The organism is Halomonas sp. V046, assembly GCF_052645355.1.
Genome location: NZ_JBQXYF010000003.1, coordinates 340,700 through 365,000, shown reverse-complemented (window position 1 = coordinate 365,000; position 24,301 = coordinate 340,700). Strand labels below are relative to the sequence as shown.

Below are 24,301 nucleotides of genomic sequence, written 5' to 3'. Positions count from 1 at the left end.
AAAATGGGAGCTATCTGATTTTGCTATGGCCTGGAAGGTGGCATAGATTGTCCGTGGGCCGAACGATGTCGATGAACTTCTTGAGCGCTAGGGTCATGTAGGCGTCTCGACGGACGATAAAGCTGGTATCTATATTTGCCAGTGAGTCCTCGATACGGTGTGTCTTGAGAGGGAAATTGGCGTAGGTTTTTTCGATGAGAAATCGCGGTAGTAGTGTGATGCCAATATTGGCAGAGACGCCGCCGATGATAGACTCGAGGGTGCCGAACTCCAAGACCTTGAATTCAAAGAGTCCTCGTTTTATTAGCATGGTCTCGAGTATCGTTCGGTACACACAGTTGGGCCTGAGAACGAGAATCTTGAGGTCATTGGGTTGTAGGCACGAGGCCAGAGTATGGTGGCCAGGTCCCGATACAACGACTAATTCCTCCTTGAACATTTGAGTGGTTTCGATGTCTTGACGATAGATCGAGCCGCCGATGAAGGCTCCGTCGATATCGTGGGCCAAGACTCGTTCGAGCATTTCCTGGGAAGTGCCAGTGATGATCGAGAGGTCGACACTCGGGTACTGCTGGGTAAAGCGGGTTAGGTAGGGGGACAGCCGCATGGCGGCGGTGGTTTCCAGCGCTCCGATCACGAGCTTCCCCGACACCGTGTCGACGTCATGGACGGCTGCCGCGGCGTTCTCCAGCGCAAGGGCTACGCGCCTGGCGTGGGGCAGTAGTCGTTCGCCGGCCGGGGTGAGGTAGACCCCCTTGGCCGTGCGTACGAACAACGCGGTATCTAGCTCCTGCTCGAGCTTCTTGATTCGTGACGTGACGTTAGACTGGACGGTATGCAGGCTCTCGCTGGCCCCGCTCATGCTACCGGCTTTCGAAACCGCCTGGAAAAATTTCAGATCGGTGGCATCCATAGACGACTCCTTAGGCTGGCGGCGCCTGACATCACCTGCAACCTTCTGCGGCCACCACTTTGTTCTAGGCCCTGAGGGGACAGCTCTGCGCACGGCGCGCCAGTGTCCCCGGGAGTTTGGAGCCGGGGCACTGGCCCTGGCGCCGCTGACCTGTCGGCTAGAGACGTTCGGCGATCAGGCGCTCGAGCTTACCCTGGTCTTCGTCGAAGCGGCGGATACCGTCGGCCAGCTTGTCTACGGCCATGGCATCGCGGTTATGTCCCCAGCGAAACTCAGGCTCGGTCAGGGCGGTGACCTTCTGCTCTTGTGGGCTGGCGGTGGCAATCTTGCCCTCGACGTCGCCGTCTACCCCGTCCAGCTCTTCGAGCAGTGCCGGTGAAATGGTCAGACGTGGGCAGCCGGCAAGGGCCAGCACCTGCCCGGTGTTGCGAAAGCTGGCGCCCATGACCACGGTGTTGTAGCCACCTTGGCCGACGCGTTCGCATACGCCGCGCACGAAACGCACGCCCGGGTCCTCGTCAGCGGAGTAGTCCTTGCCGGTTTCCTTCTTGTACCAGTCGGTGACGCGGCCGACGAACGGCGAGATCAAGAAGACGCCGGCATCGAAGCAGGCCTGGGCCTGGGCATCGCTGAATAAAAGGGTCAGGTTGCACTGAATACCTTCGCGCTCGAGTTGTTCGGCGGCGCGAATGCCCTCCCAGGTAGACGCCAGCTTGATCAGTACCCGGTCGCGGCCGACGCCGCGCTTGTCGTAGGCCTCGATCAGCTGATGGGCCTTGCGGATGCTGGCTTCACGATCGAAGGACAGACGCGCGGCGACCTCGGTAGAGACGCGTCCAGGCACCAGTCCGGAGATCTCGCTTCCCATGGCCACAGACAGCGTATCGACGGCCTCGGCGGGCGTCTCGCCGCGGCTCTTGATGGCGTCCAGCTCGCGGTCGATCAGTGGCTGGTACTCGGGTAGTTCGAACGCCTTCAGGATCAGCGATGGGTTGGTGGTGGCATCCTGGGGCTTATAGCGGCGGATGGCATCCAGATCCCCGGTATCGGCAACGACCGTGGAGAGTTGCTTGAGGGCATCAAGGCGGGAAGTCATGGCGAGCTCCTGAATGAACAATGGTTTGGCCTGTTCGTATGATGCGGCCCTTGGCAAGAGGTGTCACTAGCGACGGCGACACAGACGTGTCGTGAGCGCGGTTAACCGGCATCCCCGTACGGACATGGCTTGTGACCCTAATCAGGTGTGACCGTTGTCTCCCGAGCGCGATGTCGCTCAGGGGATGGCACGCTCGCCCCGGACGCCAGGTGCCACGAGACGCATTTCACTGGCCGACGGACTTGGCTCCCTGCGCCATCCGTCCTGACTGCCGGCGTCGGCCCGGTCAAGGCCATCGCCCGGTCGAGGCCGGCCGGCAAGCCGAACCATCGCATGATGCCAACCAAGGCCAAGTTTACTTAGCCGTGACGGGGTGGAGGAGCCGATGTCACCCGGCTGGGTGGCGGGGGCTGCCGAAGGCGGTTAGGGTAAAAGTGGCTATTCGACCAATGTCTCAGGAGGAGATGTTTTATGAAAAGCAGCATGAAGCGTAGTTTTGGTCTGGCGTTACTGGTGCTCCTGACGGCTGGCGGCCTCGCCGCCTGTGATCAGGACGGCCCTGCCGAACAAGCTGGCGAGAACGTCGACGAAGCGATGGACGATGCCAGCGATTCGGTCGAGGAGATGGGTGACGACATGGAAAGCGCGGCGGACGACGCCACCAACTAAGCGCGTGGTCACCAGGCAGTTCCTCACGGCGGTCGAGCGAAAGCTCGGCCGCCGTCGTATGTCACAAGAGTAGCTCCTGCGGCAGGAAGCCAGTCCTCGCTCGAGGACAATGACGAAAGGGAGATTCGATGAACTACCGTGCCTTGATTGGGGCGCTGGGAGTCGCCATGACGTCTGCGACGCTGGCAGCTTCCGATCCCATGGCCTGGTCCTACTCTGGGCCGAACGGCCCGCATCGTTGGGCGGAGGTATCCGACGAGTATGAGCTTTGTGCCAGTGGTCACCAGCAGTCCCCGGTGCATCTGCATCGTGGCGTAGACGCCTCGTTGCCGCTCCTTGACGTCGAGTATCCCGCACCCGCGACCCAAGTGGTTCACGATGGTCACACGGTGAAGCTGCAATCGCCGGCCGGGAATACGCTGAGGCTCGACGGTGAGTCCTATGCCCTCAAGCAGGTGCATTTTCATGCGCCGGCCGAGCACCGGCTGCGTGGCCGTCATTTTCCGCTCGAGGCGCACCTGGTGCATGCCGATGGCGCCGGCAATCTTGCCGTGGTGGCGGTGTTGTACGAGATCGGTGCGACCGACGCCGCGCTGGCGTCACTGATGGGCGAGCTGCCCCATGCCGGTAGCGCGCGCCAGGCGTTGGCCCCGGGGTTGGATCCTGCGGCGCTGTTGCCCGATGAGCGTGATTATTTTCGTCTCGACGGTTCATTGACCACACCACCCTGCAGCGAAGGTGTGAGCTGGGTGGTGCTACGCACGGCCAAGACCCTCGACGAAGACCAGCTCGACGCGGTCGAGCAAGCCATCGGCTTCGACAATAACAGGCCCCGGCAGCCGCTCAATGGACGCGTTGTACGCTACTGAGGCTTCTCTCGTGATGAACCTCTAACGTTGGAAAAGGCGAGACGGGAAGGCTAGTGTTGACTGAGAGAGCCCCGCGATTGAAACCAGGAGAACGTCATGAAGCACGGAAGGTTGCGTAAACTTGCCCTCGTCACCGCCATTGCTGCGCTGAGCGCTGGTCTGGTGGGCTGCGAGGATGATTCCGCTGAAGAAGCGGGTGCCAAGGTCGACGATGCCCGGGAGGCCGTGGAAGAGCAGGCCCAGGAAATGGCCGATGATGCAGGACAAGCCATGGACGATGCGGCCGATGCCACTGCTGATGCCATGAACGATGCCGAGCAGGCCGGCGATGAAATGGCGGCCGACGCCGATCAGGCCATGGACGACGCGGCCGATGCCACTGCTGATGCCATGAATGACGCCGAACAGGCCGGCGATGAAATGGCGGCCGAAACCGATCAGGCCATGGACGACGCGGCCGACGCGACTGCCGAGGCGATGAATGACGCCGAACAGGCCGGCGACGAGATGGCGGCCGATACCGAGCAAGCCATGGACGACGCGGCCGATGCGACTGCCGATGCCATGAACGACGCCGAGCAGGCCGGCGACGAGATGGCCGCCGACGCCGAGGCCGAAGGCGACCAGGCCGCGGAAGTGATCGGCGATAGCGTGGAAGAAGCCGGTGATGACATAGAGCAAGCCACCGACGAGGCCGCTCAATAAGCACCGGGTATCGGCGGGTGTCGATGATAGCCACAACGACGAACGGCCGGGCATCTGCCCGGCCGTTCGTCGTTATGGTGTCACGTGGTGCTGGTGGAGCCAGATCGCGCTGAGAAAATCACAGGGGCGGTAGCCCGGGAGGCTACCGCTCAACAGGAGCGCTGGGGCTAGCCGTTCTGCTCGATGCCCTGGACGTACCAGGGGGCGTCGCCGCGTAGTTCTCGCACCAGATGCCAGGTTTCGTTGAACTCGGTTTCGCTGCCGTTCTCGGAAATGATGCCGTGGAACAGCACTCGGGCCTCGGCCTGCTGGCCAATTTCCTGAACGCCCCCCAGTTCGGCGAACAGGCGCACGATCTCGGTCTGATTGTTGGCCGGTTGTGCCGCGCGTTCGTCGCGCAACGTGTTATAGAGCTCCGGCGTCACGTAGTCTTGGATCTTGGGCAGATCGTTGTTGTCCCAGGCCCGCTGGAGCGTCATGAAATGTTCCTTGGCGCCGCCGAGGAAGCGGTCACGGTCGAACCACTCAGGGTCTCCCACCGGCCCCGAGGCGGCCCCGCCAGCGCTGCTGCCTGGCATGCTGAAAGGCGTGGCGTCATGCTGCTGGCGCTGGGCACCGTGGCCCGGCGCGCCCCCGCCTACGGATGCCGTCGCCGCGCGGCGTCGCGCGAACAGCTTGAACAGCAGGAAGCCCACGCCGGCCATCAGCAGGATATCCATCATGCCGATGCCGTCGAAGGCGCCACCGAAGAACAGCGCGCCCAGCAGGCTGCCAGCGAGCAGGCCACCGAGCATACCGCCCATCAGGCCACCCTTGCGGGGAGCGCTTGGCGCCGCGTTGGGGCGGGCGGTGTTTTGAGACTGGGTCGCGCTCGGGCTAGCCTGGCGCGAAAAACTGCCAACGCTCTTGCCGCCGCCCAAGCGCCGGGCGTCGGCACTGTCGATCGCCAGGCCAAAGCCCAGCACACCGACCATGATCATCACGAGAAGGTGACGCATCGAGAAATCTCCGTGGTTCAGGCCAATCGTGGCCAGTCTTGTGGGTCGGGGCTTTAGCCCCGATCCTGTCGCTCGACCATTCTAGCGATTACGCTGACCACGGGAAGCACATAAGACCAAAAATACGAGGAGGGGGCGCATGCTGATCGACCCGAGCCGAAGCGCGCTGCTGGTGGTGGATGTCCAGACTGGCCTGATGCCGGTGATCGAGCGTGCCGACCAGGCCGTGACCGAGATCGCTTGGCTGGCCGCCGTGGCCGAACATCTGGCGGTGCCGGTGTGGCTGACCGAGCAGTATCCCGAGGGCCTCGGGCCGACCGAACCACGCCTACGGGACGCCTTGCCTCAGACGGTGCCGGTCTTCATCAAGCAGCACTTCGATGCCTGCCGAGCCGCGGATTTCGTGGCGCACCTCGAGGCGTCGGAGCGGCGTCAGATCGTGATCGCCGGCGCCGAGGCGCACATCTGTGTGCTGCAGACGGCACTTGGCCTGCGCCAGCGTGGCCTCGAGGTGTTCTGGTTGGTGGAAGGCTGTGTCAGCCGGCGTCTCGATGAAGCGAAGCTGGCCCGTGAGCGGCTGCTCCAGGCCGGCGGCGTGGCGGTGAGTGCCGACATGGTCGCCTACGAGTGGCTCGAGACCTGCAGTGGCGAGACGTTTCGCGAGATCCATAGACGCTTGTTGAAGCCCCGGGCCGGGCGTCCTCTGAGGTTGGCCCCCTAGCCTGTACGCAGCGCCGCCCGGGCCCTGGCCGTGGGTATCGGGTCAGGCGTCCGCTGCAGCGCCATGCTATGCCCCGGCATCACCAGGGCCAACCCAAAAATAGGGATTGTAGGCGACCTCCCATAGGTGGCCATCCGGATCGGTGAAGTACCCGCTATAGCCACCCCAAGAGACTCTCGCAGGTTGTTTCACCAGGCGGGCACCCGAGTCCACGGCGTGTTGGACCACCGCGTCGACTTCTGCTTCTGATGCGACATTGTGGGCCAGACTAAACCCGTTGAAGCCTGAGCCCTGTGCAGAAATCTGAGCATCTTCAGCTAGTGCTTCCCGGCCAAAGAGGCCAAGCCATGTGCCATTGAGGGTGAAGAAGGCAACCTCCGGCGGTGATGCCATGCGGGGGAAACCGAGGCCTTTCTCGTAAAAGGCTATCGATGCCTCGAGGTCGCTCACGCCCAGTGTGATCATGCTGATTCGGGGTTGCATGTCTGAATCCTCACTTCATGGGCGCATGACAAGGCGTGTCTGCGGCGCCACCCCTGCGCCGCTGCTTGTCACGCGAGACGGGGCGCGTCGGGCCCCGGGGTGTCGAGCGTCCGATGGTCAGGCCGGGACGTCACGGGTGAAGACCAGGGTGCTGCCCTGAGACTCGGCGGCGTTGAAGCGATACCCGGCTACATCGAAGTCCTTCAGTCCCTCGCGGTCATCCAGGCGTTCGCGAATCATCCAGGCCGCCATCAGGCCCCGGGCCTTCTTGGCGTAAAAGCTGATGATCTTGTAGCGATCGTTCTTCCAGTCCTTGAACACCGGCGTGACCACCTCGGCCTCGAGTGCCTTGGCGTCGATGGCCTTGAAGTACTCATTGGAGGCCAGGTTGACGAGCACCGGCGAGCCACTCTTCGCTACCGCCTGATCGAGCTCGGCGGTGAGGGTCTGCCTCCAGAACGCGTACAGGTCCTTGCCCTTCGGGTTAGCCAGGCGAGTGCCCATCTCGAGACGATACGGCTGGATCAGATCGAGTGGGCGCAGCAGGCCGTACAGTCCCGACAGAATGCGCAGGTGGTCCTGGGCAAAGGCGTTGTCATCGGCGCCGAAGGTATCGGCCTCGAGCCCCACGTAGACATCGCCCTGGAAGGCCTGGGCCGCCGGTTTGGCGTTGTCCTGGGTGAACGGCGTCTGCCACTCGCTGAACCGTGCCGCGTTGAGGCCGGCGATCTTGTCGCTGACGCCCATGAGCTCGGAGATCTGCGCCGGTGAGTAGTCGCGCAGGATATCGATCAATGCCTGGCTGCGGTCCAGGTAGTCCGGCGTGGTCGTGCGATCGGTGGTGGCGGGGGTCTCGAAGTCCAGCGTCTTCGCCGGTGAGATCACGCTGAGCATGGGCCTGTCTCCTGAGTCGTGGGACGGTATCGTCGTAGGGGCGAGGATGGAAAACGGGGGCCTATTGTACCAAGCCCCGCCTGCCTATGGGGGCGGGCGGGGCGATGGCGGCCCCTATCGTGCCGATAGCGGGAGCCTCTGGCGGGACAGGCAACACGGCCGTTCGGGCGTCCTCAGGGGCAGGGGTTGGAGATCTCGGCGTGGATCGTCTCGATCGCCTCGAGCACTTCGTCGGACAGCGTGAGCGACTCGCTGACGAGATTGCTTTCGAGCTGCTCCATGGTCGTCGCGCCGATGATATTGCTGGTCAGGAAGGGGCGTGAATTGACGTAGGCCAGGGCCATCTGCGCCGGATCCAGGCCATGCGCTCGGGCCAGGTCCACGTAGGCGCGGGTCGCACGTTCGGCCAGCGGCGAACTGTAGCGGCTGAAGCGCTCCCACCGGGTCAGGCGAGCCTTGGGAGGGCGTGCGCCGTCCAGGTACTTGCCCGACAGCACGCCGAAGGCCAGTGGCGAATAGGCCAGCAGGCCGACACCTTCGCGGTGGGCGATCTCGGCCAGGCCGACTTCGAAGGTGCGATTGAGCAGGTTGTAGGGATTCTGCACCGAGGCGACTCGCGGCAAGTCGAGACGATCGGCGAGGTGCAGGCAGCGCATCACGCCCCAGGGTGTCTCATTGGACAGGCCCACGGCGCGAATCTTGCCGGCATCCACCAGCTCCTTGAGCGCCGCTAACGTTTCTTCCAGATCGGTGGCGTCTTCTTCGTCGCTCGGGGCGTAGCCGAGGCGGCCGAAGAAGTTGGTCTTGCGATCCGGCCAATGGAGTTGGTAGAGGTCCACGTAATCGGTCTGAAGACGCGACAGGCTGGCGTCGATGGCCGCGTGAAGGTGGTCGCGGGTCAGTCGAGGGCCACCGCGAATATGCTCGACTCCTGGGCCGGCCGCCTTGGTGGCGATGATCACATCGTCGCGACTCTCGCGGGCCTTGAGCCAGGAGCCGACGTACTGCTCGGTCAGCCCCTGGGTCTCGGCCTTGGGCGGTACGGGATACATCTCGGCGGCGTCGATGAAGTTGATGCCGAAGGCCACGCTGCGATCGAGCTGTTCATGGGCTTCGGCTTCGCTATTTTGCTCGCCGAAGGTCATGGTGCCGAGGCACAGGCGGCTGACATCGATGCCGGTATCGCCGAGAGGACGGGTCTGCATGGGGAATCCTTGGGTTGGAGCAGGGAACAGATCGCGCGCCTGGCGCTGGCGAGCGCGGCGTCAGGCTCGGGCGTAGCGCGCCGACCGACGCCTGAGGCCGCCGTCAAATCTGCATAATCTTGCGCCCATAGTCCGTAAAAAGTCGGCCCATGGGAACCGCTGGCCAAAAAAACGGCGGCCATCGCCGGCGTCACGACGCCGGTAGGGTGGTACGTCGAATCGCCGGCACCAGGAGACGTTCGTTGTGGCGTCCGGCCCGTCAACGGCGCCCTGCTGTGGCGTGCCTGGTGCGCTTCGTTCGACGCCGAGGTAGTCGCCTGAAGGCCCGCTGTGGCCGGGTTTTGCGCGTGTTCATCGTGCTTGCGTGGGGCTCGCTCTCGGCGCCGAGCCGGGGGGCGAATCGACGCTCGGCGTGCCAGGGGTTGAGTCCGCCGGAACCCGGGCGTATGCTTGCGACCCCGTTGCCGTGGAGGATTCCGCGGCAGCGTCGTTTTAGCAAGGACATTTGCTGGCACAGGACGTGGCCGGCCACCGTTCCTGAACCACTGGATCCAGGGTTGTTTGTCATGCAGCAGGCATCGTCACTGAAGACGCGGCTCGAGTACCGCCTGGCCCAGCAGCTGTTTCATATCCGCTGGCTGCCCCGCTCTCCGCGTACCCAGAAGCTGACCATGCGCTTGTTTCGGCGTTGCGCCGACGCAGGGCATCCGGCCGCTCTGTCGCTCTATGGGCACATGTTGTTCCATCGCTCGCGCGCTCCTCAAGACAAGGCCCGCGGTGCGCGTTACGTGCTCCAGGCCGCCCATGGAGGCGATCTGCGGGCGCAGTACCAGGCGGGCCAGATCCACGAGAACGGCTGTGCGCTCTATCCTTGCCGCCACGATCATGCCGTTACCTGGTATGCCCGAGCGGGCGAGGCTGGCCATTGCCTGGCGGCGGCGCGCCTCGAGCAGGCCTATCGCCACGGTGAGCTGTCGCTGCCGGTCGATGCCGAGCGTGCCGCCTACTGGGGGCGCCTGGCAACACCGGTAAATGCCCTGGACAGGGTGGACAATGTTGAAGCCCAGCGGCGACACTAGCCTGCGAGTCTCCGCCACCATGGCATCGAGCCGGGTGGTCGGTATCCCTGTCGCCACTGCGCCCGGCAGTCGATCGGTCACCCTAGTCGAGGACATCTCCGCTCGTGACGCTCCCCACTCTGCTGGATATCGAAGCGTCCGGATTCGGGCGTGGCAGCTACCCGATTGAGGTCGGCATCGCCCGTCCCGACGGCAGCTGCTGCGCGTTTCTCATCCAGCCCCTGGAAGAGTGGACCCACTGGGATCCCAAGGCCGAACTGCTGCATGGCATCTCCCGTGCGCGCTTGGCCCGGGAAGGATATCCGGTGCGCCACGTGGCACGCTGGCTCAACGACGAGCTGCATGAAATCGGCATCGCCTACAGTGATAGCTGGGGCTATGACAACACTTGGATGTCGTTGCTGTTTCACCACGCCGGAATGATTCCCGCCTTCCGCCTCGAGGCCCTGCGTCGCCTGCTGGACGAATCCCAGATGGCGCGCTGGAGTGACGTCAAGGAGCAGGTGATCCTGGAGCGCGATATCCATCGTCATCGCGCCGGCGACGATGCCAAGCTTCTGCAGTTGACCTACGCCAAGACGCTGGCGCTGAGCGGTAAGGACAGCGCTAAGCAGTAAGGACAGCGGTAAGGATCAAGCGCCAAACAGCACTTCCTGCTCCAGATCGGGCCTCCCCCCCCCACCACACACTGCCACCATGCCCCGGCTGCGCCACTCGTGCGAACGGCCGTCGCACGAGTGGCGTGCCGGCAAGACGACAGGACTAGCCGAGCGCGGCGACCTTCAGCAGCACCTTGCCGATGTTGGCGTTGGCGGTGAGGTGCGCGTGGGCGGCGTCGGCGTCTTCGATGGGCCACTCGGCATCGATCAGCGGCTCGATCTCGCCGGCGAACAGGCGTGGCCAGACGTGGCGGCGCAGCTCGTCGAGAATCGCTCCCTTGGCTTCGGGCGACTTGGCCCTCAGGGTCGAGCCGATGACGCGTTGACGCTTCATCAGCAGGCGACCGATATCGAGCTCGGCCTGGCGCCCGCCCATCAGGCCGATGATCACCAGCCGGCCATCGGCAGCCAGCACTCGCTGATTGTCTGGCAGGTAGCTCGCCCCGACCGGGTCGAGGATCATGTCGACGCTGCCCCAGGCCTTCACCGCCTCGACGAAGCTGCCGGTGTGACGGTTCCAGCCGCTGTCGGCGCCAAGCGTCTTGCAGCGTTCGATCTTGTCATCGCTGCCCGCGGTGACGAAACACGGGTGACCGAAGGCTCGACAGAGCTGCATGGCAGCGGTACCGACGCCGCTGGCCGCGGCGTGCAGCAGCACTCGCTCGCCGGCCTTCAGGGCGCCTTCCATGAACAGGTTCAGCCACGCCGTGGCATAGACCTCGGGCAGTGCGGCGGCCTGGCGCAGGGAAAAGCCTGCGGGGACCTGCAGGACCTGGCGTTCGTCGACAACGACCTGCTCGGCATAGCCACCGCCTGCCAGCAGTGCGCAGACGCGGTCGCCGGGCATAAACTCGCGTACCTCGGGGCCGCAGGCGGCGATCACGCCGCTGACCTCCAGCCCCAACGTCTCGGAAGCGCCAGGCGGCGGCGGATAGCTGCCCGCCCGCTGCATCAGATCGGCGCGGTTGACGCCGGCCCAGGCGACGTCGATGCGAACTTCTCGGCCCTGGGGGGAGGACAGGTCGCTACCGGACTGCCAGCTCAGGGTGTCGCCTTGAACGAGGATGGCTTGCATGGTGACTCCTGTGGAATGAGTGGCGCGGCACCCAGCGTCTGAGACACCGCCGGCGGCGCCGGCGTCAGGGGCGGCTGGGCAGGAACCGGCGTTGGCCCCCTAAGGGCGGGAGAGGCGTGCCTCGATCAGGTCGAGCAAGGCCTCCGGCGTGGTACCACTGACCAGCGAGCGGCGCGTGTCGGCGTTGAGAAAGCCTTCGGCGACCGTCGTGTCGAGAAACTCGAGCAGTGGGCGGTAGAAGCCGGCGCTGTCGAGTACGCCAATGGGCTTGGCGTGCAGACCAAGATAGCGCCAGGTCCAGGTTTCGAAGAACTCTTCCAGGGTGCCGATGCCGCCGGGGAGCATGACGAAAGCATCGGCATGCTCGGCCATCTGAGCCTTGCGCTCATGCATGTCGGCGACCCGAATCAAGCGCGTCAGGCCGGTGTGGGCCAGTTCACGGTCGACCAGATGATGGGGCATGACGCCGACCACCTCGGCTCCCGAGGCCATGGCCGAGTCGGCCAAGGCGCCCATCAGACCGACGCTGGCGCCGCCATAGACAAGGCCATGGCCGCGTTCGCCCAGACTCTCGCCAAACCGCCGCGCCGCGGCCAGAAACGCGGGGTTCTCGCCTTCCCGCGAGCCCAGATAGACACAGATCTGCGCCATGCAATCCTCCTTGGTGGGGCCGCCATCTTATGCGGTGGTCGGCGATTCGAGAAAGAGCGGTACCGCACGGAGCTGGCGCCAGCCGCCAAGGCAGGCGCGTGCTGGTCTCGAAGGGCGCCGTGCGGTGCGGCGGGCAGCGGGACGTTAACGGCGGAGCTCCGAGACTCCGCACGGCGTCTGGCCTTTGCCTGTCAGGGCAATAGATCGATGATGCCGTAGTGCTCGTCCACCCACTGGCCGATGACGTTGTTCCCACACAGGTGATGGGCGTATTGGGTGTGCAAGCAACGTACCTGATCGTGGTTGGCAATGCCGCCGATGCCCCGGGTACGCAGGACCTCGGCGTAGCCCAGATGCTCCACCTGCGCACGCTGCGCCTCGCTCATCAACTGCCAACGGGCGTCGATATAGTCGCGATGGCTGGCGTGGTAGGCCTGACGAAAGGCGTCGTCTTCCTGTAGCCGCGCCTCTAGCTGCTTGATCACGCCCGCCGCCTCGATGTGTGACAGCTCCACCTTGAGGCGCTCCGAGCTCAGCCAATACAGGGTCGGAAACGGCTTGCCATCGACGATGGGGGCCATGCGCAGCACCAGCGGCGTGCCGTCACCGTCGGTGGCGGCGAGTGCTTCTATGCCACGTGGGGCGCGACCGAGCTGCTCGGCGATGATGGCCAGTTGGGCCTCATCAGGCGTCGTGTTGGGGCGAATCACCATCGGGGTCGTCTCTTACAAATTTGGTCGAGCGACCCACGGCGCGGAAGAAGGCGCGATTGATCTGCTCGGGAGTGGGGACGTAGGCATGCTCGCGTTCGCAGTATTCGGCGCCGCGGGCGATCAGGACGTCATAGAGTCGATTGAAGGGGGCATCATAATCGTAGGGGTCGGCACCGAACAAGCGGATGTGGGGATAGTCGGCGAAGCGTTCGACGAAGAACGCCTCGAGTGCGGCTTCGACAGCGCGGTGTCGCACGGTATCGTCGGGGTCGAGCCACAGGGTATAGCGGATGGCCATGGCGGGCTCCTGGGTCGGGTGCCCTTACCCTAGCATTCCCGCTGGGCGAGCGTCGCCTGGGTGCACCGTGACGCCGCACGGCCCTGGCCAGAAGACCAGCGCGCTGGCCCGCCCACCAGGGCAGGACGGTCGTGCCAGCGCCCCGCGCGGCACGCATCAGCGCGCAATGGGAGCCAGCGTCGCCGCCGTCAGGTGGGCCAGAACCGTGGGCGCCAGACGCAGTTCCAGGCCGCGACGCCCAGCGCTGACATGGATGGCAGGCAGTGCCAAGCAGCTGTCATCGAGAAAGGTCGGCAAGCGTTTTTTCTGGCCCAGGGGACTGATGCCGCCGACCACATAGCCGGTGGCGCGTTCGGCCCTGTCGACGGCAGCCATGGTGGCCTTGCGCGCCTTGCCTGCCCGCGCCAGGGCCTTGAGGTCGAGCTGGCCCGCCACCGGCACGATGGCCACCACCAGGCGCTCGCCATCGAGTTCGGCGAGCAGGGTCTTGTAGACCTCGGCCGGGTCCAGGCCTAGCGCCTTGGCGGCCTCTTCCCCGTAGGCCGGTGAGCGTGGGTCGTGATCATAGGGGGTGACACTAAAGTCGGCCTTGGCCTTCTCGAGCGCCTTGATGGCGGGCGTCATGCAGGACTTGCCTCGCGCTCGTGCAGGTGGCTTTCCAGCGCCGCGCGCAGCTCACCCTCGATCGGCACGGCCTTCTTGGCCTGGTGGTCGAAGTGCACCAGCACGGTGTGGCCAATGTTGGTCAGGATGCCTTTCTGGTGCGCCTCCTGGGTCACGGTGAAGGAGCTGTTGCCGAGCCGAGACAGGTAGGTGCGGATCTCGATATCGTGACCATAGTGCAGCTCGGCGCGGTAGTCGATCTCCATGCGCGCCATGATCAGTCGCCACTTGGCCGGGTCCAGGTCCGGCGAAAACAGTCGGAACAGCTCGTTGCGAGCGAGCTCGAACCAGGCTGGCAGGCGAGTATTGTTGACGTGCCCGAGGGCATCGGTGTCGTAGAAGGCGGGCTCGATGGTGCGGCTGAACATGGGGCGACTTCTCCTGGCCGGGGGCATGGCTGTCGTTATCGTTGACGAGGTGGCGGGAGCCTTGCCGTCAGGGCTGCCGTCAGGGCCTAGCGTCAAGCGTTAGCATTGCCCCGAGCAAGCGCTAGGTCAAGACCGTGCCCGATCCAGAGCACGCTGCTGCCACCACTGTTGTGCTCGGGTCCAGGCCAGCAGCCAGGCGGTGGCGGCGGCGAAACCGAGCAGGGTGCCGGGCCACAGACCCAGTGTCGCGTAGGTCAGTGACACCACCAGGGCGTAGCACACAAGCGATCCGAGTCCGGCAGGATAGTGCTTGATGACCGTGGCGACAGGGGCCGCTCCTTGGGTGAGATGCAGGATGACCAGAAACGGGTACATGGTGACGGGGAAGGCTGCCATCACGCCGGTCCAGGCTGCCGGCATGACATGGGCGAGCCCCGTGATCAGAAAGATGATGCCGGCGGCAAGGCCGGCTCGCAGCGCCAGCGCCGGCCAGGAGAAACCGCCCTTGGGACTCGCCTTGACGTCGGGAACGCGGCGATACAACCAGGTAAAGACGACGATGGCGACGAGGGTGGTCAAGGTACCGCTGATGCGGGTGAAGGGAATGCTGGTGAGCACCAGGCTGGTCGCGAGCCAGGCCGCCAGCCCCGTCGCGGTACCGCGCAGGACACCGACTAATCCGTCGCGCCGGGCGCCGAGCAGGTAGCCGCCGCCGAGTGCCAGGGTCGCGGTGAATCCCGCCAGGGTATGCACGGCACTATCGGCGGCGAACTCCGGCGACAGCTCGAGACCAATGAAGAACAGCGCGATGGCGGTCCCCAGCGGGTAGCCGGAGAGCAGTCCGGCCACGCGGGTGCTGACTCGCTCGGCGATGATCGAGAGGCCGAGGACCACGCCGATCGAGACGAGCAGTTTGGCCAGTTGCCAGAGCACGGGGACGTCCATGGTGGGGAGATTCCTTGTCGCTGTCGTTGTCTGAGAAGGTGTCGGGTATGGTGAGACGTTCGGGCACCGTGAGGAGGCACCGCACCCATGTCGGGGCATGACCTATCACCGCCGCCGCGCCCCGAGGTCTGCGAACTGTGTGGCCGAGGGGCGGCGCTGACCAAGCACCATCTGATTCCTCGTTCGCTGCATGGCAAAGCGCGTTACCGCAAGCGCCATGACCGGGTCGAGCGGCTCACCGCAATCCTGTGGCTGTGCCATGCCTGCCATCGTCACCTGCATGTCGTGTTGAGCGAGCGTCAGTTGGCCGATCATTATCGCAGCCGTGAGGCGTTGCTGGGGCACCCGCAGATCCGCAGTTTCGTCGAGTGGTTGGCCGCCAAGCCAGAGGGGTTTCGGCCCCGGCGCTGGTCGCGTCGCGGGCGTTGACCGTATGGGGTGTGGCGAGCCGGGTCTCTACCCGGGGCCGCTGTCGCTACACCAGGCGCAGGCCCTGCCGATCCGCCCAGGCGGCCGTGACCGCTGCGGCCATCGCCTGACGCAGGTGCTCGGGAAGGGCATCGATGGCGGCGTCTCGGTTCTCGAACTCGCGGTTGCGTAGCCAGCAGTAGGCCCAGGCACACGCCTCGTGGTCATCGCCGGGGACCGGGCGAGCCGGCATCTGAACCAGCAGAAAGAGCGCGGTGCGCACGGCCCAGTGGGGCGCGGCTGGCTCGGCATCCGAGGCGGCCCAGTGAATCAGTGTATCGCCATCCGGCGTAGCGCCCGGGTCGCCGAGCCCGGCGACCCGGGCGGTTTCGGCGAGAATCAGCGCCAGGCGTTCGGGATCGCCGCGACCGTGGGTGAGCCATTGGCCGATCAGGGCCGGCATGCCCTGGCGGACCTTGGCGTAGAAGCCGCTTTGCGGCATGGTGCTTGTCATCGCTGAAGATGTCCTTGGTGCTGGGGGCTCGATGATCGCCTCAGGGGCCTCGTGCCGGTGGCGTGTCAGCCGCTGTCAGCGCATCAATCGTCAATTCGTCACGTCGACTCATGTCGTCAGGGAGAGGACCATGACCTTCGATTTTGCCACGCCGATCGACCGGCGACAGCCCCAGGGTGGCGCCTGGCCGTCTCAGAAGTGGCATCGTTACGGCGACGATGTGCTGCCGCTGTGGGTGGCGGACATGGATTTTTGCTCTCCGCCGCAGGTGATCGACGCGCTGCAGGCCCGGGTCGAGCACGGCGTCTACGGGTATGGCGTGGTGCCTGCATCGCTGAAAGACGCGCTGTGCCAGTGGAGTGCGACCCACTATGACTATGTGATCGAGCCGAGCTGGCAACACTGGTTGCCCGGGGTGGTGCCGGCCCTGCATCTGGCAAGCCTGGCCTTCACCGAGCCGGGCGATGGCGTGCTGACGGTGACGCCGATCTATCCGCCGTTCCTGCAGGTGGCCTCGCGCACCGGGCGGCTGGCGCAGCAAGCCGCACTGCGCGCTCCTGATGCGGGCGACGACGGCTGGTCGCTGGACCTGGAGGCCCTCGAGGCGGCCATCACCGACAAGACGCGTCTACTGCTGTGGTGCCAACCGCACAACCCCACCGGGCGCGTGTGGCGCTCGGCGGAGCTCGCCGGGCTTGCCGAGCTGGCCCAGCGCCACGACCTCATCGTAGTTTCCGACGAATTGCACTGTGACCTGCTGCTCGACGAGGGCGCACGCCATGTGCCACTGGCGGTGGCCTTTCCCGAACTGGGTGAGCGTCTCATGACGCTATGGGCGCCGTCCAAGACCTTCAACCTGGCGGGGCTGACCGCGGCCTGCGCGGTGATTTCCAACCCCAAGCTACGCAAGCGTTTTGCCGCCACCGCCAAGGGCTTGATGCCTGACTGCAACGTCATGGGGCTGGTGGCCGCCGAGGCCGCCTACCGCCACGGCGACCCGTGGCGGCAGGCCTTGCTGGAGGTGCTGCGGGATCATCGCCAGGCGCTCGTGGAGCGGGTCGCCCAGTGGCCCGGGGTTCGCCTGGCGGCCCCCCAGTCGACCTACCTGGCCTGGCTCGATCTGCGCGAGTCGCGGCTGGGGGGGCAGGGGTCGCCGGCGGCGGCGCTGCTCGAGACTGCGGGCGTGGCGCTGTCTGACGGGGCAGACTTCGGCTGGCCGGGCTTCGTGCGATTGAACTTCGGCACTACCGCCGCACAGCTCGAAAAAGCGCTCGAGCGCCTGGATGAAGCGCTGGGCTGAGACGCTCACCGGCGCCACGGGATGCCCTCGACGAGACGCCTCTGGCCCGCCTTCCCGGGCCAGGGGCGTCTTTGCTATTGCTGGCGATGGGCGGCCCGCGTCTGGTTCAACGCGCCCGGGGACGCGCGTCTGGTTCAACGCGCCCGGGGCCGCGCGTCGGGTTCAACGCGTCTGAGCCCCAGCGCCATCGGCCCCGCTCGCCCAGCCCGGCTCAGTAGAGCAGGGCGAACAGCTTGCGACGATAGCTGACCGTCAGGGGGTGGTCGGCACCGAGGGCGTCGAAGACGCGTAGCAGCGTCTTGCGCGCCAGATCGTCGCCGTAGGCGCGGTCGGACTTCATCACCGCCAGCAACGCTTCCAGGCCGCTCTCATAGTCACCGTCGGCGACACGGCGCAGGGCTCTCAGGTAGTTGGCTTCGCTGTCATCGCGCCCCTCGAGCGCTGCCAACTGGGCGGCGTCCGGCGCTTCTTCCGCGAATTCGATGCTGGCACGAACGCCGCGCGCCGCCGGGCCATCGCGTTCTTCCGGGGGCAGAGCGTCGAGCAGGGCGCGGGCGTCATCGTCCTTCTGCTGGGCGACCAGCACCTTGGCCAGCGCGATCTGGTAGGCGTAGTGCTCCGGATACTGTTCGATCAGGTCCGTGTAGATGGCCTGTGCCGTTGCCGGGTCGCCTTCGGCCAGGGCCTGGTCGGCCTGCTCCTCGGGGCTTGCCGGGGCATTCTCGGGGGCCGGGAAGTAGCGGGCGAGCCATTCGCGCACTTCCTTCTCGGGCAGCGCGCCCTGGAAGTGGTCGACCAGGCCCCCTTGGCTGATCAGCTTGACGTCGGGGACCGAGCGCACGCCGAGCTGCGCGGCGATGTCCTGGTTGTCGTCGATGTTAAGTTTCGCCAGCAGGAAAGTGCCGCGATATTCCCGCACCAGCTTTTCCAGCACCGGCATCAGGTTCTTGCACGGCTCGCACCATGGCGCCCAACAGTCCAGCAGTACCGGAATCTGCGCGGACAGCTCCAGGACTTGCTGGATATTGCTGCGGTCGACGTCGAAGATCAGTTCGCTGTCGGAGGGCATGTCCGCCCCTGCGGCGCCCGACGCGGCGGTGTCCTGGGCAGGATCGGCGGTCATGGGTTCGCCAGTGCGAGGGTCGACGATTGGCATGGACGGTGACCTTATGAAGTAACGAATGGATTGGGTCGAAAGATGCGGGTGATGGCGCTCGACTTCAAGTCCTCGGCGCCACTCTCTCGTTGTCCGGCAACGGCGGGGCGCGGAAGCCCCTGCGATCGAGCGGCGGGCGATGAATATCATGTGCACGCAGTGGCGTCACGAAGACGGCGTCGCGCAGGCCCCTGCGGCAGGCGATATCGCAACGCCGGATACAGCGCCTGAGGGTACCCTGAGTGTCGGCAACAGCGCTGCTGGCCGCGTGAGGCTGGGTGAGCGAACCGCGACGCGGCCCCGGAGGGGGCTGAGATAGTTTAGTTTCGTACCATGGTGAGAGAATTGGCACGGAATATCGTTTTCGACGCGATGGGCATATCAGAGGGTGCCCGGCCGCGGTGAATGCTGATCAGCCGGCGCGAAATCGGTGGCGCCTGGGTGACCCAGGGCGTGGGCCGGTGGAGCCCATGGTTGGCCAAGCGTCGGTAGTGAGACAGGCACAGCGTTCGCTCCCGGAGCAATCCCGAGGCTGGTTTCAGGCATGCCATCGACGGGGAGCATAGCTGTTTTATATCAATAGTTAACGATGTAATGACGAAAAAGGAGACGCGTGGCGGTGACAGAATATTGATGCAAATCACTGTGTCGGCGAGAGCACCAAAAAAAAAGGCCGTCCCAGAGGGACGACCTTTTCGAATATTGGTAGCGGGGACCGGATTTGAACCGATGACCTTCGGGTTATGAGCCCGACGAGCTACCAGACTGCTCCACCCCGCATCAACGTGGGGCGTATTCTACGGATTTTTCCGGGGAAGTCAAGTATGCGCGATCGCGTGTTAAGGGTCGTGCCGAATGGACGCTGTGGTCCATACTGAAGATCGGCTGTCACGGAAGCGTCAGTCTGTACAGGCACCATGGAGAGTGCCCCCGGTACGCGCTTGAAGCGCCGGGAGTGCAAGCCAATAATTCGCCATCGCCGTAGTGTCGGCGATGGACCGCACGACAATCAGGGAGGTCGTCAATGACTCAGCAAATGCCCGTCGCATGGGTCACCGGTGGAACCGGTGGTATCGGTACCGCTATCTGTCGTTCGCTGGCAGATGCCGGCTATCAGGTGCTCGCTGGCTTTAACAACCCCGACAAGGCCAAGACCTGGTTAGAGACGCAGAAAGCGGATGGCTATGAAAACATCGACCTGTCCGGGGTCGAGCTGACAAGCTTCGAAGCCTGTCAGAATGGAGTGAGGGATATCCGCGAGAAGTACGGTCCCATCTCGGTACTGGTCAACTGTGCGGGCATCACCCGAGACGGTACCATGAAGAAGATGACCCCCGATCAGTGGGATGTCGTCATCGATACCAACCTCAACAGCGTGTTCAACACCTGCCGCAGCGTGATCGAGGACATGCTGGAGTCCAGCTATGGCCGGATCATCAATATTTCGTCCATCAACGGCCGCAAGGGGCAGTTCGGGCAGGTCAACTACTCTGCGGCGAAGGCGGGGATGCACGGCCTGACGATGGCTCTTGCGCAAGAGACGGCGACCAAGGGCATCACGGTCAACACCATTTCCCCCGGCTACATTGCCACCGACATGATCATGAAGATTCCCGAGAAGGTTCGTGAAGCCATTCGCGAAACCATTCCCATGAAGCGTTACGGCACGCCCGAGGAGATTGGCCGCCTGGTCGCCTTCCTGGCGGACAAGGACAACGGTTTTATCACCGGTGCCAACATCGATATCAACGGTGGCCAGTTCATGGGCTAAGGCGCCTCCTGTCCGACCCGGGAGACGCTGCGGTGAAGGCCGTCACGAGACACCATCTTGGACGGCCGGAGACCTAACGTCACACCTGACGTGGCACCTGAAGACGTGGCACCTGAAGACGTAGCTCCGGGACTAGCTTTTGAAATAGCTTTTGAAATAGCTCCTGGAAATCGCTTCTGGAGTCACAAGAGTCAGGTCATGGGCGGGGCCATCCGCCCCCGAGTGCTACCGGCCTTGAATGCGCCACGGAACGACCGACGGCAGCACGAGACGAGCGTCTCGTGCTGCCGTTTTTGTTGCCAGAGCGGGCGTGTCGGCGGTCGTCAGGGCGGGGGGAGCTGGCTCAGGCCATCGAGCAGGCTGTCCAGGTCGATGACTTCTTCCTGCCACAGGGCGGGAGGCACAGGGCCTGTGGCCAGCAGTTCGCACAGCACCGACTGCAGCTCGTCCTCGCGTCCCGGGCCTTGGCTCAGGCTGTCGTTGAGACGCTCGACCTGGATGGCGAGCCTCAGCGGCTCGTCCTGATAGGCGATGGCACCGCCGGCGAGCAGCGATAGGTGAACCCGCAGTCGCGCCAGTCGGTCCGCGACTTCGTCGGGCGGAGCGGGGTGTCGACGGGCCGCGTTGCGCGTGGCGTGGGCGCGCAGCAGGGCCGCCGACAAGTCGAGGTCCTGGGGCGGTTCGATGTCGCCGCCGGCGTGGCCGACCAGAGCCTCGGCATCGGCGGCCAGGTGGCGTTGAAGCAAGGGTTGAATCGCGCGCCAGCGGCCGACCTTCTCTGCTACCGCGATGCGCTCCAGGCGTTCGCGACGGGCCCGGACGATGCCGGTCCAGCGGCGCCGCATGCCCTCGGTGCGGCGGCCAGAAGGCAGCGGCTCCAGCGTCGAGGCTTCATCGAGGGCTGTCTCCAGCAGCGCGATTTCGTCGCTGGTGGCCGGTTGCCAGGCGTCGATGCGGTCGATCAGGGCCTGCATCTGGTCGAGCCGGTCTTTCGTGCGCTGGGCGCGATCGTCGCGTTCGGCGTCGCGGCTGGCGAAGATCTCGTCGCATAGCTGACGGAACTCGCGCCACAGGGTCTGCTCCTCGCCCTTGGGGGCGCGTCCCAGCTCTCGCCAGCGCTGCTGCAGTGCCTTGGCCTGTTCGGCGCGCCTGTGGCTTGGCCCGTCGTCCTGGGCCAGGCGGCGAGTCTGCTCGATCAGCTCGCGCTTGGCCTCGGCGATTTCCACGGCGCGGCGATCGATCAAGGCTTGCAGCTGGTGACGAATACGGCCGAAGCGTCGGCCGATGGCTTCGGCCTGGTCGCGCGGTACGGGCGATGTACGCTTCCACTGCTCGCGGGCCTGATCGCGGATTTCCCGCAGACTGTCGGGGTCGGCCAGGGCGGCGGGCTGCTCGAGCAGGGCTTCCAGCTGGCTGCACAGGGCCTGGCGCTCTTCCAGGTGATGCTGGCGCTCCAGGCGTTGCTGTTCGTGCCAGTGCTTGAGGCGTTCGCGAAGTCGGTCCGAGGCCGCGCGAAAGCGCTCGGACTGGTCTCGGTTGTTGGCGGCGTCGCCGAGGGCCCGCCATTCCTTGACCAGTTGACGATGGCGACGATCTCGGTCGCGGTCCGAGAGGCTCGGGTCGGCCTCCAGGTCGGTGATCGCCTGACACAGGTGTTCGCGCTTGGGCCCGGCGACGAAGCCGCGCCAGTCGCGCAGCTCGGCAAGCCTGGCCCCGTGGCGCTTGAGCGTGGCGCGTTGGCTATCGGCGCTGGCGGGCAGGCGCTCGGCCAGGTGGCGCAGGCGCTGGTGCAGCCGGCTGGCGCCCTTGAAGGAGCCGGCATCGAGCAATGCCTCAAGGCGGACGAGCTCTTCGTCGAAGCGGCTGACGAGCTCCGCGCTGGCGTCCTCACCATCGTCTCCAGCGAAGTCCTGCTCCAGGCGCAAGTAGTGCCGGGCTCGGGCCAGGCGAGGGTCCGGCGGAATGCCCTCGGGCCAGTCGCAGTCGCTCACCAGCCGCTTGAGCAGCGCTTCATTGCCATCCTTGATGGCGGCCTCCAGGTCATCGGCGCGTTCGTCGAGACGCATCCTGGCCTGGGCCAGGCGGTCATACTCCTTGAGCGCGGCATCGTAGCGCTGGCGCAGGGCACCTTCGGCCAGATGCAGCTCCGACAGCGCCTGCCAGCGGCTGGCCATCAACTGCTTCTGGGCCCGCAGGCTGTCCAGGTCCTGGTCGGTTACCCCTTCGCCCTGACGCAGCGCCTTGAGGCTTTCCTCCAAGGCCATGACCAGCGCTTCACGATCGTTATCCGCCTGCTCGCGTCGGCGTTGGTCGGCCTCCCTGACATGCTCCTGAGCCTCATGGTCGCCGATGACCTTGCGACAGCGCAGGCTGGCGTCCTGAAAGCGTCGATCCTGCTCGGCGCTCGGCAGGTCGGAGAGCCGTGACCACTCCCGCTCAAGATGGCGGAAGCGTCCGGCGTAGAGCGGCTCCCAGGTGGCATTTGCGTGGCTTTCCAGGGTCGTCAGCAGCTGTTCGCGTTGCTGGCAGGCCTGCTCAATGGAGGCGGCATCGGCACGAATACGACTGAGGCGCTCCTTGGCGCCGCGGGCCACATGGCGATCACGACGGGCCTCGAGGGCCAGGCGCTTGAGCCCTGCCTCCGACTCGATACGCTCGGCGGCGGCGTGACGAACGGCGGCGATGCCGTTGTCGCAGGCTTGTCGAATCAGGTCGTCTTCGTTGTCCAGGCGCTCGAGCGCGGCAAGACGTAGCTGCTGATTATCGCCCTGCAAGGCGATGTCCCCGAGTAGCGTGCTGTCGTCGATCCGGCCGATCAGGGACTGGCGCTTGGCAAGCTCCAGGTGCCCATGCTTGCCGGTGATCAGGTCGAGCAGTTGGCGGTCGAGTTCGCGTGATCCCTGGCCATCTGCGCGCAGCGTCAAGAGGCGCTCTGGGTCGTCGAGGCGCTTCAGTGCCGCCAGACGGACCTGGGGATCGCCGTCCTGGGCGAGGTGTTCCAGTGCGTCGCGCTGAGTCGCCGGGTCGAGTTTTTCGGCGGCTTCGCGGCGAACACTGGGGTCGGGGTGCCGCCAGCGAGGGGAAAACAGGCGGCGAAGGAGTCCTGACATGGGGCGTCCTGGCATCGTGAGGGTGACGGGGATGTCACGCCATCTTGTTGTTGCGCTCGGAAAAGTTTGGCCCGAAATGGCCTTGGTGTATCTAAGCATGCGCGCCGGTGGCAGAAAAGCCCCGCAGCGGTGCCTGTGGACGAATGGAGACACTGACATTGGCGTCGATGGAGCTTATGATCGGTTGCAGGGACGCGGGCTCTCGCATAGCTTGAGCCTTATCCCGATCAACACCCGACGTGGAGTTCGGCAATGAGCCTCAAAGTGGACAGGGACAGCATGGCGTTTACCTTCAAGGGCGGCATGCTGCCGATGACGGTGATGGAGCTTTCCAGTGCGGACCCGGAGCGGATTCGCGAGCAGCTGGCGGGCAAGCTCTCTCAGTCGCCAGCCTTCTTTCAGCATACGCCTGTGGTGCTGAGCGTCGAGAAACTCGACGAACCGCATCTGGCGCTGGAAAGAATCTGCGCCGTGTGCCGAGCCCACAAACTGCTGCCGGTGGCAGTGCGCGGTGGACCGGACCCGGTGAAACAATCCGCCTGGGCGCTTGGCCTGGGCTGGTTTCCGCCTCAGGAAAGCGCCCGGGCGCGTACCCTGGAGAGCGTGCCGACCACGGGTGCCGAGCCTGAGCCGGTCGAAGAAGCGATGGCGGTTCCGGAAGCCGGGCTGCCCCAGGGCGGGCGCATTTTCCGCGGTACCGTCCGTTCCGGTCAGCAGATCACTGCCCCCGAAGGCGATCTGGTGGTGGTCGGGGCGGTCAATGCCGGTGCCGAGGTGCTGGCGGCGGGCAATGTGCACGTCTATGGCGCTCTTCGTGGCCGGGCCCTGGCCGGGATCCATGGCGACACTCAGGCGGGCATTTTCTGCCGCGAGCTTCACGCCGAGCTGCTCTCGGTGGCAGGCAACTACAAGCGTCTCGAGGACATCGACCCCCAGCTTCTGGGTAGCTCGGTTCAGGTTGTCCTGAGCGACGACCAGCTGGGGATCACCTCGCTGGCGTAAACGGCCGTGGGGCCGCGGAGCGGCCACCGAGGACCA

General features: G+C 65.2%; 26 protein-coding genes and 1 tRNA gene. 10 read left to right on the top strand and 17 right to left on the bottom strand.

From position 1 onward, the window contains the following. Positions 1-10 precede the first annotated feature (10 nt). Positions 11-913 carry a LysR family transcriptional regulator gene (locus ACUN9Y_RS05980; RefSeq protein WP_445459772.1) on the bottom strand — a complete coding sequence of 301 codons (903 nt, stop codon included), beginning with the start codon at positions 911-913 and terminating at the stop codon, positions 11-13. A 157-nt stretch (positions 914-1,070) separates the two neighbouring features. Continuing rightward, positions 1,071-2,009: a transaldolase gene (gene tal, locus ACUN9Y_RS05975; RefSeq protein ID WP_445459771.1), complete on the bottom strand. Its 939-nt coding sequence runs from the start codon at positions 2,007-2,009 to the stop codon at positions 1,071-1,073. 471 nt (positions 2,010-2,480) lie between these two features. Here tal and ACUN9Y_RS05970 point away from each other — a divergent pair, with 471 nt between their 5' ends. The 3 genes from ACUN9Y_RS05970 to ACUN9Y_RS05960 all read left to right on the top strand — a co-directional run bounded on the left by ACUN9Y_RS05970 (position 2,481) and on the right by ACUN9Y_RS05960 (position 4,252). Further along, complete coding sequence (locus tag ACUN9Y_RS05970; protein WP_445459770.1) at positions 2,481-2,678, top strand: hypothetical protein; 198 nt, start codon at positions 2,481-2,483, stop codon at positions 2,676-2,678. A 128-nt stretch (positions 2,679-2,806) separates the two neighbouring features. Beyond that, a complete protein-coding gene (locus ACUN9Y_RS05965) occupies positions 2,807-3,547 on the top strand; it encodes a carbonic anhydrase (protein WP_445459769.1) in 741 nt (246 codons plus the stop codon). Positions 3,548-3,643: 96 nt separating this feature from the next. Continuing rightward, entirely contained in the window at positions 3,644-4,252 is a 609-nt protein-coding gene (locus ACUN9Y_RS05960) for a hypothetical protein (RefSeq protein ID WP_445459768.1), read from the top strand. A 167-nt stretch (positions 4,253-4,419) separates the two neighbouring features. Here the strand turns inward: ACUN9Y_RS05960 and ACUN9Y_RS05955 are convergent, their stop codons facing one another. Then, a complete protein-coding gene (locus ACUN9Y_RS05955; RefSeq protein WP_445459767.1) occupies positions 4,420-5,250 on the bottom strand; it encodes a Tim44 domain-containing protein in 831 nt (276 codons plus the stop codon). A 139-nt stretch (positions 5,251-5,389) separates the two neighbouring features. On the opposite strand from ACUN9Y_RS05955, the gene ACUN9Y_RS05950 reads away from it, so the two are divergent. Continuing rightward, positions 5,390-5,971 carry an isochorismatase family protein gene (locus ACUN9Y_RS05950; RefSeq protein WP_445459766.1) on the top strand — a complete coding sequence of 194 codons (582 nt, stop codon included), beginning with the start codon at positions 5,390-5,392 and terminating at the stop codon, positions 5,969-5,971. A 66-nt stretch (positions 5,972-6,037) separates the two neighbouring features. On the opposite strand, the gene ACUN9Y_RS05945 is transcribed toward ACUN9Y_RS05950, so the two are convergent. The 3 genes from ACUN9Y_RS05945 to ACUN9Y_RS05935 form a co-directional block, all read right to left on the bottom strand. Further along, positions 6,038-6,454 (bottom strand): VOC family protein, encoded by a 417-nt coding sequence (locus ACUN9Y_RS05945; RefSeq protein ID WP_445459765.1) that lies wholly within the window; start codon positions 6,452-6,454, stop codon positions 6,038-6,040. Positions 6,455-6,571: 117 nt separating this feature from the next. After that, on the bottom strand, positions 6,572-7,348 hold the full coding sequence (gene yaaA / locus ACUN9Y_RS05940; RefSeq protein WP_445459764.1) for a peroxide stress protein YaaA: 777 nt from the start codon (positions 7,346-7,348) through the stop codon (positions 6,572-6,574). 173 nt (positions 7,349-7,521) lie between these two features. After that, a complete protein-coding gene (locus ACUN9Y_RS05935) occupies positions 7,522-8,553 on the bottom strand; it encodes an NADP(H)-dependent aldo-keto reductase (protein ID WP_445459763.1) in 1,032 nt (343 codons plus the stop codon). Positions 8,554-9,119: 566 nt separating this feature from the next. Between ACUN9Y_RS05935 and ACUN9Y_RS05930 the strand changes: the two genes are divergently transcribed. Both ACUN9Y_RS05930 and ACUN9Y_RS05925 read left to right on the top strand, forming a co-directional pair. Further along, entirely contained in the window at positions 9,120-9,632 is a 513-nt protein-coding gene (locus tag ACUN9Y_RS05930; protein WP_445459762.1) for a tetratricopeptide repeat protein, read from the top strand. 104 nt (positions 9,633-9,736) lie between these two features. Then, entirely contained in the window at positions 9,737-10,249 is a 513-nt protein-coding gene (locus ACUN9Y_RS05925) for a hypothetical protein (protein ID WP_445459761.1), read from the top strand. 145 nt (positions 10,250-10,394) lie between these two features. Here the strand turns inward: ACUN9Y_RS05925 and ACUN9Y_RS05920 are convergent, their stop codons facing one another. The 7 genes from ACUN9Y_RS05920 to ACUN9Y_RS05890 all read right to left on the bottom strand — a co-directional run bounded on the left by ACUN9Y_RS05920 (position 10,395) and on the right by ACUN9Y_RS05890 (position 15,004). Then, the gene (locus tag ACUN9Y_RS05920) at positions 10,395-11,366 is read right to left on the bottom strand and encodes an NAD(P)H-quinone oxidoreductase (RefSeq protein WP_445459760.1); all 972 of its coding nucleotides are present in this window, start codon (positions 11,364-11,366) and stop codon (positions 10,395-10,397) included. A 99-nt stretch (positions 11,367-11,465) separates the two neighbouring features. Further along, positions 11,466-12,017 carry an LOG family protein gene (locus ACUN9Y_RS05915; protein WP_445459759.1) on the bottom strand — a complete coding sequence of 184 codons (552 nt, stop codon included), beginning with the start codon at positions 12,015-12,017 and terminating at the stop codon, positions 11,466-11,468. Between the two features lie 191 nt (positions 12,018-12,208). Next, the gene (locus ACUN9Y_RS05910; protein ID WP_445459758.1) at positions 12,209-12,730 is read right to left on the bottom strand and encodes a DUF501 domain-containing protein; all 522 of its coding nucleotides are present in this window, start codon (positions 12,728-12,730) and stop codon (positions 12,209-12,211) included. Next, entirely contained in the window at positions 12,702-13,028 is a 327-nt protein-coding gene (locus tag ACUN9Y_RS05905; protein WP_445459757.1) for a hypothetical protein, read from the bottom strand. The genes ACUN9Y_RS05910 and ACUN9Y_RS05905 overlap by 29 nt, the downstream gene beginning before the upstream one ends. Before the next feature lie 156 nt (positions 13,029-13,184). Continuing rightward, on the bottom strand, positions 13,185-13,652 hold the full coding sequence (gene ybaK / locus ACUN9Y_RS05900; RefSeq protein WP_445459756.1) for a Cys-tRNA(Pro) deacylase: 468 nt from the start codon (positions 13,650-13,652) through the stop codon (positions 13,185-13,187). After that, positions 13,649-14,059 carry an acyl-CoA thioesterase gene (locus ACUN9Y_RS05895; protein WP_445459755.1) on the bottom strand — a complete coding sequence of 137 codons (411 nt, stop codon included), beginning with the start codon at positions 14,057-14,059 and terminating at the stop codon, positions 13,649-13,651. Before ACUN9Y_RS05895 ends, ybaK begins: the two co-directional genes overlap by 4 nt. A 126-nt stretch (positions 14,060-14,185) precedes the next feature. Then, on the bottom strand, positions 14,186-15,004 hold the full coding sequence (locus ACUN9Y_RS05890; RefSeq protein ID WP_445459754.1) for a hypothetical protein: 819 nt from the start codon (positions 15,002-15,004) through the stop codon (positions 14,186-14,188). 87 nt (positions 15,005-15,091) lie between these two features. Here ACUN9Y_RS05890 and ACUN9Y_RS05885 point away from each other — a divergent pair, with 87 nt between their 5' ends. After that, complete coding sequence (locus ACUN9Y_RS05885) at positions 15,092-15,433, top strand: hypothetical protein (protein WP_445459753.1); 342 nt, start codon at positions 15,092-15,094, stop codon at positions 15,431-15,433. Positions 15,434-15,479: 46 nt separating this feature from the next. On the opposite strand, the gene ACUN9Y_RS05880 is transcribed toward ACUN9Y_RS05885, so the two are convergent. Further along, positions 15,480-15,914 (bottom strand): hypothetical protein, encoded by a 435-nt coding sequence (locus ACUN9Y_RS05880; protein WP_445459789.1) that lies wholly within the window; start codon positions 15,912-15,914, stop codon positions 15,480-15,482. Between the two features lie 142 nt (positions 15,915-16,056). Between ACUN9Y_RS05880 and ACUN9Y_RS05875 the strand changes: the two genes are divergently transcribed. After that, positions 16,057-17,226: a MalY/PatB family protein gene (locus tag ACUN9Y_RS05875; protein ID WP_445459752.1), complete on the top strand. Its 1,170-nt coding sequence runs from the start codon at positions 16,057-16,059 to the stop codon at positions 17,224-17,226. Positions 17,227-17,437: 211 nt separating this feature from the next. Here the strand turns inward: ACUN9Y_RS05875 and ACUN9Y_RS05870 are convergent, their stop codons facing one another. Together ACUN9Y_RS05870 and ACUN9Y_RS05865 are read right to left on the bottom strand one after the other, a co-directional pair. Continuing rightward, complete coding sequence (locus ACUN9Y_RS05870) at positions 17,438-18,382, bottom strand: tetratricopeptide repeat protein (protein WP_445459751.1); 945 nt, start codon at positions 18,380-18,382, stop codon at positions 17,438-17,440. 703 nt (positions 18,383-19,085) lie between these two features. Then, positions 19,086-19,162 (bottom strand) — tRNA-Met (locus ACUN9Y_RS05865). Positions 19,163-19,406: 244 nt separating this feature from the next. On the opposite strand from ACUN9Y_RS05865, the gene phbB reads away from it, so the two are divergent. Next, a complete protein-coding gene (gene phbB / locus ACUN9Y_RS05860; protein ID WP_445459750.1) occupies positions 19,407-20,153 on the top strand; it encodes an acetoacetyl-CoA reductase in 747 nt (248 codons plus the stop codon). A 323-nt stretch (positions 20,154-20,476) separates the two neighbouring features. Here phbB and ACUN9Y_RS05855 read toward each other — a convergent pair whose 3' ends face one another. Then, positions 20,477-23,263 (bottom strand): DUF349 domain-containing protein, encoded by a 2,787-nt coding sequence (locus ACUN9Y_RS05855; RefSeq protein WP_445459749.1) that lies wholly within the window; start codon positions 23,261-23,263, stop codon positions 20,477-20,479. A 252-nt stretch (positions 23,264-23,515) separates the two neighbouring features. On the opposite strand from ACUN9Y_RS05855, the gene minC reads away from it, so the two are divergent. Further along, on the top strand, positions 23,516-24,265 hold the full coding sequence (minC, locus tag ACUN9Y_RS05850) for a septum site-determining protein MinC (protein WP_445459748.1): 750 nt from the start codon (positions 23,516-23,518) through the stop codon (positions 24,263-24,265). Positions 24,266-24,301: the final 36 nt, after the last annotated feature.

What these genes read in the sequence shown, in the direction of transcription:
- ACUN9Y_RS05930 (WP_445459762.1), top strand. Translation starts at nt 9,120, where the DNA reads ATGCAGCAGGCATCGTCACTGAAGACGCGGCTCGAGTACCGCCTGGCC.
- ACUN9Y_RS05875 (WP_445459752.1), top strand. Translation starts at nt 16,057, where the DNA reads ATGACCTTCGATTTTGCCACGCCGATCGACCGGCGACAGCCCCAGGGT.
- ACUN9Y_RS05935 (WP_445459763.1), bottom strand. Translation starts at nt 8,553, where the DNA reads ATGCAGACCCGTCCTCTCGGCGATACCGGCATCGATGTCAGCCGCCTG.
- ACUN9Y_RS05960 (WP_445459768.1), top strand. Translation starts at nt 3,644, where the DNA reads ATGAAGCACGGAAGGTTGCGTAAACTTGCCCTCGTCACCGCCATTGCT.
- ACUN9Y_RS05905 (WP_445459757.1), bottom strand. Translation starts at nt 13,028, where the DNA reads ATGGCCATCCGCTATACCCTGTGGCTCGACCCCGACGATACCGTGCGA.
- ACUN9Y_RS05880 (WP_445459789.1), bottom strand. Translation starts at nt 15,914, where the DNA reads ATGCCGCAAAGCGGCTTCTACGCCAAGGTCCGCCAGGGCATGCCGGCC.
- ACUN9Y_RS05910 (WP_445459758.1), bottom strand. Translation starts at nt 12,730, where the DNA reads ATGGTGATTCGCCCCAACACGACGCCTGATGAGGCCCAACTGGCCATC.
- yaaA (WP_445459764.1), bottom strand. Translation starts at nt 7,348, where the DNA reads ATGCTCAGCGTGATCTCACCGGCGAAGACGCTGGACTTCGAGACCCCC.
- minC (WP_445459748.1), top strand. Translation starts at nt 23,516, where the DNA reads ATGAGCCTCAAAGTGGACAGGGACAGCATGGCGTTTACCTTCAAGGGC.
- ACUN9Y_RS05980 (WP_445459772.1), bottom strand. Translation starts at nt 913, where the DNA reads ATGGATGCCACCGATCTGAAATTTTTCCAGGCGGTTTCGAAAGCCGGT.
- tal (WP_445459771.1), bottom strand. Translation starts at nt 2,009, where the DNA reads ATGACTTCCCGCCTTGATGCCCTCAAGCAACTCTCCACGGTCGTTGCC.
- ACUN9Y_RS05955 (WP_445459767.1), bottom strand. Translation starts at nt 5,250, where the DNA reads ATGCGTCACCTTCTCGTGATGATCATGGTCGGTGTGCTGGGCTTTGGC.
- ACUN9Y_RS05890 (WP_445459754.1), bottom strand. Translation starts at nt 15,004, where the DNA reads ATGGACGTCCCCGTGCTCTGGCAACTGGCCAAACTGCTCGTCTCGATC.
- ACUN9Y_RS05970 (WP_445459770.1), top strand. Translation starts at nt 2,481, where the DNA reads ATGAAAAGCAGCATGAAGCGTAGTTTTGGTCTGGCGTTACTGGTGCTC.
- ACUN9Y_RS05870 (WP_445459751.1), bottom strand. Translation starts at nt 18,382, where the DNA reads ATGCCAATCGTCGACCCTCGCACTGGCGAACCCATGACCGCCGATCCT.
- ACUN9Y_RS05920 (WP_445459760.1), bottom strand. Translation starts at nt 11,366, where the DNA reads ATGCAAGCCATCCTCGTTCAAGGCGACACCCTGAGCTGGCAGTCCGGT.
- ybaK (WP_445459756.1), bottom strand. Translation starts at nt 13,652, where the DNA reads ATGACGCCCGCCATCAAGGCGCTCGAGAAGGCCAAGGCCGACTTTAGT.
- ACUN9Y_RS05895 (WP_445459755.1), bottom strand. Translation starts at nt 14,059, where the DNA reads ATGTTCAGCCGCACCATCGAGCCCGCCTTCTACGACACCGATGCCCTC.
- phbB (WP_445459750.1), top strand. Translation starts at nt 19,407, where the DNA reads ATGACTCAGCAAATGCCCGTCGCATGGGTCACCGGTGGAACCGGTGGT.
- ACUN9Y_RS05885 (WP_445459753.1), top strand. Translation starts at nt 15,092, where the DNA reads ATGTCGGGGCATGACCTATCACCGCCGCCGCGCCCCGAGGTCTGCGAA.
- ACUN9Y_RS05855 (WP_445459749.1), bottom strand. Translation starts at nt 23,263, where the DNA reads ATGTCAGGACTCCTTCGCCGCCTGTTTTCCCCTCGCTGGCGGCACCCC.
- ACUN9Y_RS05965 (WP_445459769.1), top strand. Translation starts at nt 2,807, where the DNA reads ATGAACTACCGTGCCTTGATTGGGGCGCTGGGAGTCGCCATGACGTCT.
- ACUN9Y_RS05915 (WP_445459759.1), bottom strand. Translation starts at nt 12,017, where the DNA reads ATGGCGCAGATCTGTGTCTATCTGGGCTCGCGGGAAGGCGAGAACCCC.
- ACUN9Y_RS05950 (WP_445459766.1), top strand. Translation starts at nt 5,390, where the DNA reads ATGCTGATCGACCCGAGCCGAAGCGCGCTGCTGGTGGTGGATGTCCAG.
- ACUN9Y_RS05945 (WP_445459765.1), bottom strand. Translation starts at nt 6,454, where the DNA reads ATGCAACCCCGAATCAGCATGATCACACTGGGCGTGAGCGACCTCGAG.